Origin of the sequence: Massilia sp. LjRoot122 (assembly GCF_964252725.1) — a bacterium.
In the GTDB taxonomy this organism is placed as follows: domain Bacteria; phylum Pseudomonadota; class Gammaproteobacteria; order Burkholderiales; family Burkholderiaceae_D; genus Telluria.
In genome coordinates, this window is sequence record NZ_CAXUPB020000001.1 from 3,346,830 (window position 1) to 3,359,614 (window position 12,785).

The 12,785-nt window shown below is 65.8% G+C and carries 10 protein-coding genes; 5 read left to right on the plus strand and 5 right to left on the minus strand.

What is annotated here, in order from left to right:
- Genes ACSQ25_RS14555 through ACSQ25_RS14575 form a run of 5 tightly spaced genes read left to right on the plus strand, consistent with a single transcriptional unit; the run spans position 1 to position 3,587 of the window.
- Positions 1–1,392, plus strand: coding sequence for a multicopper oxidase family protein (locus ACSQ25_RS14555; RefSeq protein WP_436106393.1), 1,392 nt, complete (start codon positions 1–3; stop codon positions 1,390–1,392).
- Between the two features lie 46 nt (positions 1,393–1,438).
- Entirely contained in the window at positions 1,439–1,798 is a 360-nt protein-coding gene (locus ACSQ25_RS14560; protein ID WP_436106394.1) for a copper-binding protein, read from the plus strand.
- A gap of 10 nt (positions 1,799–1,808) precedes the next feature.
- Positions 1,809–2,174, plus strand: coding sequence for a copper resistance CopC family protein (locus ACSQ25_RS14565; RefSeq protein ID WP_436106395.1), 366 nt, complete (start codon positions 1,809–1,811; stop codon positions 2,172–2,174).
- A complete protein-coding gene (locus tag ACSQ25_RS14570) occupies positions 2,175–3,116 on the plus strand; it encodes a copper resistance D family protein (protein ID WP_436106396.1) in 942 nt (313 codons plus the stop codon). It abuts the gene before it with no gap.
- 27 nt (positions 3,117–3,143) lie between these two features.
- Positions 3,144–3,587: a YybH family protein gene (locus ACSQ25_RS14575; protein ID WP_436106397.1), complete on the plus strand. Its 444-nt coding sequence runs from the start codon at positions 3,144–3,146 to the stop codon at positions 3,585–3,587.
- Between the two features lie 182 nt (positions 3,588–3,769).
- On the opposite strand, the gene ACSQ25_RS14580 is transcribed toward ACSQ25_RS14575, so the two are convergent.
- The 5 genes from ACSQ25_RS14580 to ACSQ25_RS14600 all read right to left on the minus strand — a co-directional run bounded on the left by ACSQ25_RS14580 (position 3,770) and on the right by ACSQ25_RS14600 (position 12,732).
- Positions 3,770–6,649, minus strand: a complete 2,880-nt coding sequence (locus ACSQ25_RS14580) for an AAA family ATPase (RefSeq protein ID WP_436106398.1) — start codon at positions 6,647–6,649, stop codon at positions 3,770–3,772.
- Positions 6,650–6,729: 80 nt separating this feature from the next.
- Positions 6,730–9,123: a hypothetical protein gene (locus tag ACSQ25_RS14585; RefSeq protein WP_436106399.1), complete on the minus strand. Its 2,394-nt coding sequence runs from the start codon at positions 9,121–9,123 to the stop codon at positions 6,730–6,732.
- Between the two features lie 39 nt (positions 9,124–9,162).
- Positions 9,163–10,374 (minus strand): surface-adhesin E family protein, encoded by a 1,212-nt coding sequence (locus ACSQ25_RS14590; RefSeq protein WP_436106400.1) that lies wholly within the window; start codon positions 10,372–10,374, stop codon positions 9,163–9,165.
- On the minus strand, positions 10,361–11,950 hold the full coding sequence (locus tag ACSQ25_RS14595) for a hypothetical protein (RefSeq protein WP_436106401.1): 1,590 nt from the start codon (positions 11,948–11,950) through the stop codon (positions 10,361–10,363). Before ACSQ25_RS14595 ends, ACSQ25_RS14590 begins: the two co-directional genes overlap by 14 nt.
- Entirely contained in the window at positions 11,950–12,732 is a 783-nt protein-coding gene (locus ACSQ25_RS14600) for a hypothetical protein (RefSeq protein ID WP_436106402.1), read from the minus strand. Before ACSQ25_RS14600 ends, ACSQ25_RS14595 begins: the two co-directional genes overlap by 1 nt.
- Positions 12,733–12,785 lie beyond the last annotated feature (53 nt).

Here is a 12,785-nt window from a genome sequence, read left to right on the forward strand (position 1 = left end):
ATGAGTTCTCGTCGAGATTTCTTTACCGGCGCCGCGGCGCTGGTCGGCGCCGGCCTGGTGAGCCGCGCCGGCGCGGCTACCCTCCCGGAAGCGCCGATCATGCGCAGCGCGGCCACCCAGCCGCCACCGCCGCCACCCAACGGTCGCCCCTACAACCCGGTTATTACGCTGAACGGCTGGTCCCTGCCCTGGCGCATGAACAATGGGGTCAAGGAGTTCCACCTGATCGCCGAACCCGTGGTGCGCGAGATCGCACCCGGCATGAAGGCCAACCTGTGGGGCTACAACGGCCAGAGTCCGGGGCCGACCATCGAAGTGGTGGAAGGCGACCGCGTACGCATTTTCGTGACCAACAAGCTGCCCGAGCACACCAGCATCCACTGGCATGGCCAGCGCCTGCCCAACGGGATGGACGGCATAACCGGCCTGACCCAGCCAGGCATCCAGCCGGGCAAGACCTTCGTCTACGAATTCGTCGCGCGCCGGGCGGGTACCTTCATGTACCACCCGCATGCCGACGAAATGGTGCAGATGGCCATGGGGATGATGGGCTTCTGGGTTACGCACCCGAAGAACCCTGCCCATCACAAGGTCGACCGCGATTTCGTGTTCCTGCTGAACGCGTACGACATCGAGCCGGGCAGCTACACGCCCCGGGTCAACGAGATGCTCGACTTTAATATCTGGACCTTCAACAGCCGCGTCTTCCCGGGCATCGACACCATGAACGTGCGCCAGGGCGACCGCGTGCGCATCCGCACCGGCAACCTGACGATGACGAACCATCCGATCCACCTGCACGGACACGAGTTCGAGGTGACCGGCACCGACGGCGGCTGGACCCGGCCCGAGTCGCGCTGGCCGGAAGTCACGACCGACATCGCGGTGGGCCAGATGCGCGCCATCGAGTTCATTGCCGATGAACCGGGCGACTGGGCCTTCCACTGCCACAAGTCGCACCACACCATGAACGCCATGGGCCACGACGTACCGACCCTGATCGGGGTCGACCACCGCGGCGTCGCCGAAAAGATCACCAAACTGGTCCCCGACTACATGGTGATGGGCGAGAAAGGCGGTTCGATGGGCGACATGGAGATGCCGCTGCCGGACAACACGCTGCCGATGATGACGGGCCAGGGCCCCTTCGGCGGCGTGGAAATGGGCGGCATGTTCACCGTGCTGAAGGTGCGCAAGGACCAGAAGCCGGGCGACTACAAGGATCCGGGCTGGTACAAGCATCCGGCCGGGACGGTCGCGTATGAATGGAAAGGCGAAGCGCCGGCGGCGGTGCGCCACCACCATGCGGGCGGCCAGGCTATGCCCGCGGCGAAAGCGCCGGAAGTCGAGGTCACTGTACGCAAACCGAAGGGCCACCAGGGCCATCACTGACGAAGCAAGCAGTATTTTCGAACACCACAACCACAAGGAATACACCATGAATGCACTCTCGACTCTGACCCTGGCCATCCTGATGGCAGCCGCAAGCCCGTTCGCACTCGCCCAGGACGGCGCACATGCAGGCCATGGCGCGCACGGCCCGCATGCGGCCGGCCACGAAGCCCCGGCAGCGGCCGCCCTGACCGAGGGCGAGGTGAAGAAGATCGACAAGGAGGCCGGCAAGATCACGCTGCGCCACGGTGAGATCAAAAATCTCAACATGGCCCCGATGACCATGGTCCTGCGTGTGAAGGCGCCTGCGATGCTCGACGGCGTCCAGGTGGGCGACCAGGTCAGGTTTGCGGCCGAACGCATGAACGGCGCGGTGACCATCGTGCACATGCAGAAGGCGCAGTAAGGAGAATCGCATGCACTTCAAACACCTCATCGTCACCGCCGCTGCGGCCGCATCCCTGATCGGCACCTCTGCCGCCCTCGCCCACACCAGGCTGGAAACCTCGTCGCCGCAGGCGAACAGCATGGTCAGCCCGGCGCCGGCACAGTTGCGCCTGCAGTTCAGCGACCCGCTCGAACTCCCGTTCAGCAAGATCAAGCTGGTCGACGAACACGGTGCCGTGCTTACTCCCTCGAAAATCGAGGTGGATCCTGCAAACCCGAAAGCACTGGTCGCGGCCATGCCTGCCCTGCATGCAGGCGCCTACCGCGTCCAGTGGAGCACCGTCACCCGCGACGGGCACAAGGTCAAGGGCGAGTTCGGGTTCCGGGTCAAGTAAGTGGAAACCGACTTCGCCTTGCTGCAGCGTGCCCTCACCGTTGCGCTGAACCTGGCGTGTGCGGTGCTCGTCGGGGGGAGCGCGGCGGGGCTGTGGCTGCGCAGCGCGCGGTCGCCCTGGGCCGCCGCGCTGCTGCCGCACCTGCGCCGGACCCTGCTCGGGGCGACTGGCGCGGCGATGGCTGCCTTGGTGGCGATCCTGTGGCTCGAAGCCGCGTCGATGGCGGAAGTACCCCTGGCCGAGGCCTTGCCCGCGGTAGGCTCGGTGCTCACGGCGACGCATTACGGCCTTGCCTGGATGATCGGGGCTGCGGCGCTGGTCGTGACGGGCGCGGTCTGTGCTGCCGATGTGCGCGTCCAGTCGGGCGGCGCTTCGTCGGCGGTCCGCATCGCCGCGCTCGGGGTGCTGCTGTACAGCCGCAGCATGGTCAGCCATGCGGGGGCCGGTGGCGACTTTACCTGGGCGCTGCTTACCGATTGGGTTCACCTGGTGCTGGTCAGCGTCTGGGTGGGCGAAGTGATCGTGGCGGGGCTGGTCGTCTTGCGCGCCCAGCCTGGCAGTGTTTCGGAAAGCAGGTCGGACTGTGCGCGCTACGTCGACGCGCTCTCGCGCAGCGCGACCGTCGCCCTGAGCGGCATCGTTTTGAGCGGTGTGGCCAGCACCTGGCGCGTGCTGGACAGCCCCGAGGATCTGATCGGGAATCCCTACGGGAGTGCCCTGCTCGTCAAGCTCGGGCTCGTCCTGGGCGCGGCGGCGCTGGGCGGGTTCAACCGCTTCTTTGTGATGCCATCGTTGCTCGCATCCCTGCGGGATACCGCACAATCGCAGCGTGACGCCGGCCGCCGGTTCGCGACGGTGCTGCGCATCGAAGCAATCGTTCTGGTCGCGGCCCTCATTGCCGCGGCTGTTCTTACCTCGACCCCGCCGCCTACGGCGGATTAAACAACAACGACAATACAAGGAGCATTGATGTTCACGAAGTCACTCGCAGTATGCCTCATCGCAGGCGCGCTCTTCGGCGTGCATGGGAGCAGCCTCGCGGCCTCGCCCAAGGAGACCGTGGCGGCGTTTCATGACGCGCTTACCAGCGGCGACAAGGCGAAGGCGCTCGCGCTGCTGGCGCCCGAGGTCGCAATTTATGAGGCGGGATATGTCGAGCGGTCGCGCGATGAGTATGCGCACCATCACCTTGGGGGCGACATGGCGTTTGCCAAGACTTCGACGCGCAAGGTCCTCAAGCAGACCGAGCGTATTGACGGCAATATCGCCCTGGTGATGGAGGAGACCGAGACGACCGGTACCGCCAACGGCAAGCCGGTGCATCAGCTCGGTACCGGGACGCTTGTGCTCGAGAAAAAAGGCGATGGCTGGGCGATCGTGCATGTGCACTGGTCGTCGAGGAAGGCGAAGTAATCTGGCCCACCCCGGGGATTCGCCGATGTTCCGCGGGACGCGCTGACGCGCGTACGCGGCACCCTGCGAATCCCACACGGAAGCGCTCTCCGTGCGGGATTCCTATTCGCGCCATCCCCCTATATCCATCGCCTCCCTAGCTCAATGACACGATTGCGCTTTCTGAACCCTGCGTCACCAGCTCACGCCATCGATGCAAGTTCGATATCGGTCGGTTCAATCGCATTTACCGGGGCATGTTCGTCGTCGCCGATCCGCACGGCCTGCTGCTCGATGGCGGCCTCGAACAGGGTACGCATCACCCTTGCATTGCCGAAGTGGGGGTCGGCAATCATGAGCAGATCGTCGATCGCCCGCCTTACCCGCGCTTGCGCCTCGGCGCTGAGCTCAAACCCGTGCGTGCTTGCCAGTGTCCTGAAAATCTGGGCAAGTTCGTCAGCCGAGTAATTCTCGAACTCGACATACCGGGTGAAACGGGAAGCGAGTCCAGGGTTGGAGGCGATGAATCCGTTCATCTTGTCGGTATAGCCCGCGACAATCACCGCGAGCCGGTTACGATTATCTTCCATTTCCTTCAGCAGGGTATCGATTGCTTCCGTGCCGAAGTCCCGCTCGTTGCCGTTGACGAGGGTATAGGCTTCGTCGATGAAGAGCACGCCGCCATACGCTTCTTCGATCTTTGCCTTTGTGCGCGTGGCGGTTTGCCCGATATAGCCTGCCACCAGGTCGGAACGCTGCACTTCCACGACATGGCCTTTCTCCAGCAGGCCGAGAGCGGCATACAGTTCACCGACCAGGCGCGCGACCGTCGTCTTGCCGGTACCGGGACTTCCCGCGAACACCAGGTGCAGCGACACGGGTGTGGAAACCATGCCGGCTTCGCGGCGCCGTTCCTGCGCCCGCACCAGGCTCGCCAGCTTGCGGATTTCCGCCTTCACCGATCGAAGCCCGGTCAAGGCGTCCAGCTTGCCCAGCAGGGCATTGAAGTCGAGTTCCTCGGCACGGCCGAGCGGCGGCAGGTCGTCGACTTCCAGGACGAGCGGATCGGCCTGAGTCTGCACTCGCAGGCGGCTCGCCTGGCGTTCGATCGCGCTGTCCAGGTAGCTTCGCACGGCGCGCGCATTCCCGAAGTGTTTGCCCTTGGTACGTACCATTTGTTCGAAGACATGTCCGGCCCGTGCCTGCGCATCGCGGGTCAATGCAAACTGGCGCTTCTTCGCCAGCGCGGAGAAGACGCGGGTCAACTCGGCAGCATCGTAATCCGGGAAATGGACATAGCGGTTGAAGCGCGAGCGCATGCCCGGATTCGCATCGAAGAAGTTGTTCATCTCCTTTTCGTATCCGGCCACGATCACCGCCATCGCTCCCCGCCGGTCCTCCATCTCCTTCATCAGCGTCGTGATCGCCTCAGGTCCGAAGTCGCGAGTCGAGTCGGGCACGTACAAGGTGTAGGCTTCGTCGATGAACAACACGCCATCCACGGCCGAATCGATGACCTTCCGGGTTTTCGGCGCGGTGTGGCCGATGTGTTCGCCGACCAGGCCACTGCGATCGGTCTCGACGAGTTGTCCCTGCTTGAGCAGGCCGAGCGCCGAAAACACCTTGCCGACCAGGCGCGCTACCGTCGTTTTCCCGGTACCCGGATTTCCTGTAAAGACCAGGTTCAGGGCGATCGTGCTGCCCGCCACGCCAGCCTCGGCACGGCGCCGCTCCGCCTCCACCAGGTCGATCAGCTTGCTTACTTCGGACTTGACGGTGGCAAGCCCCTCCAGGGAATTGAGTTCGGCGATCGCCATCGCAAGGGCAACATCGTCGCGCAGCCTGCAGCGCTGCAGGTCAATCGTCGCCTCCGGATCACGCAGCATGCGACCTTTTGCATGGCCATGGATGCGGCAGCCCGTCGCCTGTATCCGTGACCCGCCTTCAGCCTGCAGCGCGTAGCCCTTTCCGCCGTTCAACGTACAGTCGACCAGCTTGAGCTGTGCGCTGTCCTCGGTCTCGGCATTGGCCGCCAGGGTGAATTCGATCGTTGTTCCCGCGACTTCGGTCACGCTTTCGTCGCGCAACCAGAGGCCGTTGGAGTTGGTATCGGCGATGCGACCACCCTGGACGGTAACACGCGCCTTCGACGTCGCAACAATGGCAGGAAACTTGGGGCCGCCGCCCAGGAGCTCGCAGTCGACCAGTGCGACCTGGACCGTGTCGTTCGCCCACACACAGCCCTTCTGTCCGTCACTGAGCCTGCAACCGGTCGCCCTCAGGCTGGCCTGCTGCTGGAGAACAAATCCACTATCGAGATTGCCCGTCATTTCAAGCGCCTCAACCTCGGCGCGCGCCTTGCCTTTCAGCGTCATCGCCGCCTGTGCCGAACGATCGATGCGTGCCTGGCGAAGCAGGAGAATCGCGCTGCCGTCCACCAAAATACCGCAACCGCTCATCGCCAATCCGCTCACCTCGGCGCGTACGTTGCCACGCAAGGCCAGGCCGTGCCTCGCCAGTCCGTCGACGACCAGCTGATCGCAGGACAGGCTGCCGTTCCCGTCTGCAACAATGCCTCCGCCCGCCACGATCAGTGACTTCAGTTCCGCGTTCACGTTGGAAAGCGCCAGGGCGCCCTCTTCCGAGCCCTCCCAACGAAGATTGTGCATCTCGAGCGTGGCCGCCGCACCGGTTTCGCCCCCCGCCACGATCCTGCCCCTGCCCTGTCCCTGCCGGATCACCAGCCGTGCACTCCCTGACATTCTGAGCGCATCACCGCCCGCCGTAAAAATGCAGCGTTCGAAGACGGCTTCGCATGGGCCTTGGAGCGACAGGGGTGCTGCGATCGTGAGGTCGCGAAAGACCACCCGGGCGCCCTTGGTGATGTTGATCGGTTCGCCCAGTACGAGCTTTTCTTCCGGGCTCCGTGGTTCGATGGTCAGGGCGGTTGCCATGGCCAGGGGCACTCCGCCCGGCCGGTGGTCACTTGCAATGCTCAGGACATCTCCCGGCCGGACTTTTTGCAAGGCTTCGCCTAGTGTCTTCGGGGAGAACAGGCCGTAGCCGACTTTACGCTTACTCATGGATGGATGATTTGAGAGACTGAAAAATGTGGTTGATGTTAAATGGCAGGCGGACGGCGGGCCCTGGAATCAGGCCGCCGCTATCCACCTGCACCCTGTGTTACTTCCCGGGGCATCGTATCCAGATCCGGCTCCCCGGCCTCGGCGCCGGCCGGCACCAGGGAAGGTTCAGGCGCGTTGCACGTGTTCGGGCCGATCCCGTTCAGCGATTCATACATCCGCTTCATGCTATGTGCGGTGTACATGCTGTAGTACTCGGCCGTCTTGATGCGGGCACCAATGCTGGCAATGCCGCCGCCGGCGGCGACGGCACTGCACAGAAAGGGGTTGCGCATGCAGTTCATGACGGCACCCACCCCCATCCCGGCCTTGCGTCCCGATAGCCCGCCCTGGACAATGGCCGAGGTCCGCTCGGTACCGGCCCCGTTGACGCCGCTCGCGATGCCGAGCCCCGTTGCGCCGTTCACGATGCGCCCCCGGCCGGCCGACATCGTCGCCAGTGTCAGGGTCGACACCACCGCCTGCGCCCTGTCCTCGAATGCCTTGAAGTGCGCGGTATCGAGATCGTTGCACACCGTGACGATGTGCTTGTCCCCAAGAACCCGCAGGCTGCGGGGATTGCGCAGCGTCGTGATATCGGCCAGCGCACTCGATACCGGATCGAAGGTGCCGCCATCGCCGTTCGGCGCCGGAACGAATGCAATGTAATTGCGGGTGACCGTCTGCATGGCCGGATTCCGTGCGGGCAGCAACTCCAGCTGCCGTGGACTCAGGGGCGCGGGATTGAAGCTCACCACCAGCCCAACACCGTTGCGCCGGCCGGCGTACTGTGCCAGTCCGCCGCCGAGCGAATGTCCGGTCAGGATGATATCTGCCGGCTTGATGCCAGTGCGTACCAGTGACTGGACCAGGGTGTCGGCCAGAACGAAGGCGGCCGGATTGCCGGCAACCTGGCGATCAGCGCGCTCCTGCACCCAACCGCCCAGCGCGGCGCGCATGCCGCCGGCCCTGCCACCTTTGAGCTTCTCTGCGATCTCGCCAAGCATCTCGGGAGTGGTGGCGAGCTGGAAATCGGTTTCGAAGTCGGCCCGGTTGTCGGTCCCGCGAAAGACGATCACGTGACGCCCCTCCCTGGTCCGGAAATGCTCGAAGAACATTCGGTCGCTCTTGCGCGCGCGGTCGTTCTCGACCGCCATCAATCCATGCGTCGTCGGCAGCTTGTCCTTTACCGCCAGCATCTGGGCGTGTTCGGCAAGCGTGCGCTGCGCGCTTTCCAGCATGCGCGCCAGTTTCTTGAGCTCTTTCGCCCTAATGCCAGGGTTCCTGGCCGGATCGCTCTCGATACGGGCCATCTTGGCGCTGAGTTCCTCGATTTCTTCGCGGGTCTGCACGTATTTTTCGTTGTCGCTATAAACCGCAAAGGAAAGCAGGGCGAGGAGTCGGTCGAAGTCCGGCGCCTGGGCCACCATGGGCGGCGGGCTGCCGTCGGCCGGCCCCGGCGGCCCTGCCGGTTCCGGTGCTTGCCAGGGGTCGCGCGGGTTTCCGCCCGGTCCCTGCCGCGGGGCCGGCGTGACCGGATCGCGGCTTGGCGGCGACCCGTCCGCCAGGGTGCCGCCAGCCGGGCTGCCCGAGCTCCCCGGACCTTCCGAACTGCCGGATCTGCCCGCGCTACCGGGGAGACCAGCAGACGTCCCCGGGCTGGCGTCAGGCTGCGCGCGCCCTTGTGCCTGGGCGACGCCGAGGACCTGATGTGTGTCGCTGTCGATCAGGACCAGGCCCGTCAGATGCAGGGGCTGTGTCCAGGTTCGGCTGATGCCGTCCACGCCCTCCGTCTTGTCGGTGACGGCATGGGGCCCGGCATCGCGCGCCAGCGCGTACAAGCGCAACTTGCCCTGGCGGTGACGTTCGGCGATCAGCGCGGCGCTGGCCGGATTCTCGACCGGCAGCGTGGTGAAGATCGGGTCTCCCGACGCCAGGCTCGATGAAGCCAGGCAGGCCACCACGCTCAGACGGCCGAACCGGTAGGGCGCGAGGCATTGCTTGCCGGGCTCGCGATCCCGGCCCTCGGCATCGAGCCGCAACTGCAGCGGAAACAAGCGGCGCGTCGCATCGAAAGGACCGATGGCGGACGCCAGCGGAAGTACATAAGGAAGTCCCTCGCTCAGTCTGTCCCGGCGTTCCTTGAGCGCATACTCGATCAGGGCCTTGCGTTCGAAGCGCTCGCGTGCATTCTGCGCCTGCCGGTAGCGCGCGAGTGCCTCCTGCATGTCCGGCGAAGACCGGCCATCGGTCATCTCGACCAGTCCCAGGGGATCGAGGGCCGCCCCGGTCCGAGCACCGTACAGCAACAGGATGTTCAGGTCGTCCAACACCACCTGCGGGCCCAGTCCTCCTTGCAGGCTAGGCGTTGCGGCGGCCGGCGCGGCGGCGATACACAGCAGTGCGGCAAACAGGGCGGAGTGCGTGATCTTCATGGTAGTTGGAGGTGCTTCATGTTGGCGAAGGACGGCGCGCTAGCGCGCCGCGGAACTAGCGTTGCAGGCGTAATTGAACAGCGATTCGCCGATGCTCCCCACGACAATGGCCATCGCTGGCTGCGGCTCCAGCGCCTCGGCGAACACGCCACCCTTGCCGAAGCGCCCGGCGAAGCCTTTGTGGCGCAACAGCCGGGTGGTTCGCCGGCCGCAGTCGCTCTCGTACAAGGACACCGCCGACTTCATGCCGATGCCGGCCTGCTCGCCCAAGTCCGTCAGCGTCCTGAGCATGACGATGGCTCCCTCGCGCCGGACGCTGTCCGGGTCGGCGTAAAGAGCCGACGTGGCGTCCTGCCCCACCAGCGTCCAGCCAGGGGGGGCTGTCGGGCTGGCCGGGGCGGCGGCACCGCCATCGGACCGTACAGGTCTGGCCGCAGGCTCCGCCCGGGGCAGCGTGGAGTTCTTGCGCGCGACGGCGATTACCTCGCCCTCCGGCGTGGCGAGGACCAATTGGGTGATCCTTACCGGCTGGTAGCCCGCGGCCGCATAGATCTCCAGCGGCATGTAGCGGATCTCGTTGCCGCGCAGGACGCGGTACTTGCCGGCAGGTTCGGCGACGGCGAACATCAGGTACTTGTCCCGCTCCTGGCGCAGCCGGCGCGCCAGGACGTGGTCCTCGACCGGGAAGGAGCGCAGGAAAGCATCGTTCTGATCCTCGTTCACCGCGTGCAGACAAGCCGTCTTGAACGAACGCTGCGGCCCGACATCGAAGGCGCCGGCGCAGTGATAGGTCGGCCCGGCGTTGAGAGACGCACGCTTGTTCATCTCCAGCGCGATAGGAAAGCGCGCGCGCGCGAAGTCGTAATCCATCCAGCGCACATTCACCGGGATCAGGTAGGCGCGGGCCTGTCGCAGGACCGCGATCCGCCCGTCGAGAAAAGTTTGCCAGAGCGGCATGGCTTCCTGGCGAACGAACTCGTCCTGCTCGTGCAACCGGTCCCGGAGCCGGCCTTCGGGACGCGGGACCTTAGTATGCTCGTCGCCGCGTGCCAACACCCGCGGGTTGTATGCCGTTCCGGTGGCGGCATGGTGCAGCAGCGGCGTATTGATGTCGTCCATGAAGACCACGCCGTTTGCCTCCAGGTCGGCAAGGTGGCGCGGGGCGGTTTCCTGCGCGTGCGCCAGGCCGGCGAGGCCCAGTGCCAGCAGGACTGCGATCGTGGTCGAGGTCATCGTTTCAGTGTTCGTCATGGTCTTGGGGCTCGAAGCCATACTTCAGATTGAACAGCAAGCGCGTCCGGATCGCTTCGTTCACGGGGAAGAACAGTCCCTGCCCCACTGCGACGCCATGCAGCGCCCGGGCCATGGCCCATGCCTGCACGGGCGCCTGGTCGGAATCGGCGATCCTTTTTTCGAGCAGCAGATAGCCGGGACTCCGGGTAAACGCGTTGTCGAGATAGCAAAGCGAAACGGTGCCGGCGGCGGCGATCGCGACGATGACGGCCATGACGCGTCCGGTGTAGCGGGCGCTGCCCGCTCTTTGCCGCAGCGCGGCGTAGCTGAGCATGCAGGCCAGTTTGGTCATGTGCGTCAACGCCCCCAGCAGCGAGAAGAACAGGGCCAGCGGCGGCACGATGACGGCCCGCGCGGCGTCACGCCCCTGCTTCTCGTAACGGCCGCCATTGCCGAGCTTGGCGCCGTCCGCTTCGTAGGCAACCCACTGCTTCCTGAACTGCAGGTCTACCGCCGGATCGAACACGCGGCGGCGGAATGCCTCGCCGGTCGGGTAGCGCGGCTGCACGTCCACGTTGCGGGGCAGCCGCAGGCCATCGCGCAATTCGGCCTGCACGGCCGGATGGGCCAGGAATTGCTCCCAGCCGAGACCGAGCGGCACCGCGCGGCCGTTGACCCTGAGCGCGCGGGCCACCGTCCGCTTGCCGGCCGCGCCCCGCGCCTTGCGCGCAAGCGCTTCGCGGAATGCGTCCTCGTCGGTCAGGTCCCAGTTGTCCGGTACCGGAACGCGGGTACGGATCTTCGCACGCACGCGTTCCTGCGCCTCATAGGGCACGGTGTAAGGCGACCAGCCGCGCCGGCCAAGGTCGCGCAGGTATTGCGCCCAAGCCCTGTCCTGCTCGGCCTCGAGCGACTGCGCGAGCCTGGCCTCCACCTTCGCGTGGTCGGCCCGGTCATAGTCGCGCCAGCGCGCGTGTGTCTTCTCGATCGCCTTCCGATAAGCGGCATAGTAATCGGCAGCACCGCCCATCTCCTGCTCCACCATGCGGCGCAACTGGGGTTTCTTGTCGGGTGCAAACGCCGATTCGAGCGAGGCCATGGACCCGGCAAACAGCGGGAACAGCGCCAGGAAGGCCTTTCCTTCGGGCGTGCTCGACACCTGGTCGGCGCCGGACAGGTCGCCGAGGCGAACCACGCCGTCGACCATGGCCGCTTTCGCCAGTACCGCCGTCATGCTGGCGCGCCGGAAGTCGCCGCTGCTGCCGTCGACCAGACGCTCGGTGAGGTCTTCTAGCGAAACGAAAACCCCGGTGGCAGCAGCGCCACACAGCGCCATGGTCGCGACCCAATAAGCGAGGGCGCCAGCACCTCGGGTGCACGCCCGCACGGCAGGCCGGAAATGCACCGCCAGCTGGAGCAGCAGCAGCGCGACCGCAGCCCCGGACAGTGCGCGTCCGTAATTCTCCAGCCGATGCACCTGGTCGACGCTCACGTGACCGCCCAGCGCATCGACCAGACGCGCATTGAAACCCAGTTCCAGGCACAGGTAGACGGCTGTAAGGATCGCCAGCCAGACGGTCGCGCGGGTCGACATCAGCGATTCAGGTACATGGTGCGCGGCGCCTGCTCCTTGCGCTCGAAATCGAGCTCGCCGTGCGGCAGCGTCGAGATCCGCCGTAGCGGTTTCCCCGCGGCGGGCATGCTGCCGCCAGCCGCATTGGCCACATTGGCGGCAGGGCCACGTCCGCTGCCGCCGTTCCCCGCCCGGGCGACCGACTCGGCAGGTGCGGGGCGCGCCGGCACAGCGGCCACCGGAATGGACTGGCTGGCGGCAGCCTCAGTCCTGCCGGCCACGATCGGCGCACGGCCCGGGCCCAGGTCGCTGTACAGCAGGCGCCCCCCGGAAAACTGGTAGCGGGTCGTGCGGGCACCGGTCGACACATCGAAATTCGCAACGCCGCCGCCGACGGAAGCCGATGGGGTCGATTTGCAATTGCCGACCTCCCAGGCGCGCACTTCGGGGCCCTTCACTGCCAGCAGGTGCAGCTTGTGGCGACAGCCCGGCTCCGATTTGTCGAGCACGATCAGGGTAAAGCCGTCCACTTCCTGGGCCGAACGGAAGCGCACCGTCGTGGCCTTGTCGATCTCGACGACGCGGGCATAGGCGCCCAGTTTGAGCGAGAAACGTCGCTCGAACTCGCGCAGCGAAGCCGCGCTGCCGTCCGGCAGAACGAACTCCTCGACCGTCCGGCCGAACAGCGCGGCGTTGTCGATGGCGAGGCGCATGTCGCGGCCGGGCGTGCCCTGTACGGCGCAGCCGGCAACGGCCGCGGACAGGAGCGCGAGGATTGGCAAGGTGAAGTTCATCCGGGTCATGTGATGCGGTTCCTGCAGCGTTGATGCGCACCGTCGCCGCCAGCGGGCCAGAC

Excerpts from the sequence above, each read along its gene's own strand:
- ACSQ25_RS14585 (WP_436106399.1), bottom strand. The coding sequence starts at position 9,123 with ATGAAGATCACGCACTCCGCCCTGTTTGCCGCACTGCTGTGTATCGCC.
- ACSQ25_RS14555 (WP_436106393.1), top strand. The coding sequence starts at position 1 with ATGAGTTCTCGTCGAGATTTCTTTACCGGCGCCGCGGCGCTGGTCGGC.
- ACSQ25_RS14600 (WP_436106402.1), bottom strand. The coding sequence starts at position 12,732 with ATGACCCGGATGAACTTCACCTTGCCAATCCTCGCGCTCCTGTCCGCG.
- ACSQ25_RS14575 (WP_436106397.1), top strand. The coding sequence starts at position 3,144 with ATGTTCACGAAGTCACTCGCAGTATGCCTCATCGCAGGCGCGCTCTTC.
- ACSQ25_RS14580 (WP_436106398.1), bottom strand. The coding sequence starts at position 6,649 with ATGAGTAAGCGTAAAGTCGGCTACGGCCTGTTCTCCCCGAAGACACTA.
- ACSQ25_RS14590 (WP_436106400.1), bottom strand. The coding sequence starts at position 10,374 with ATGACGAACACTGAAACGATGACCTCGACCACGATCGCAGTCCTGCTG.
- ACSQ25_RS14595 (WP_436106401.1), bottom strand. The coding sequence starts at position 11,950 with ATGTCGACCCGCGCGACCGTCTGGCTGGCGATCCTTACAGCCGTCTAC.
- ACSQ25_RS14560 (WP_436106394.1), top strand. The coding sequence starts at position 1,439 with ATGAATGCACTCTCGACTCTGACCCTGGCCATCCTGATGGCAGCCGCA.
- ACSQ25_RS14565 (WP_436106395.1), top strand. The coding sequence starts at position 1,809 with ATGCACTTCAAACACCTCATCGTCACCGCCGCTGCGGCCGCATCCCTG.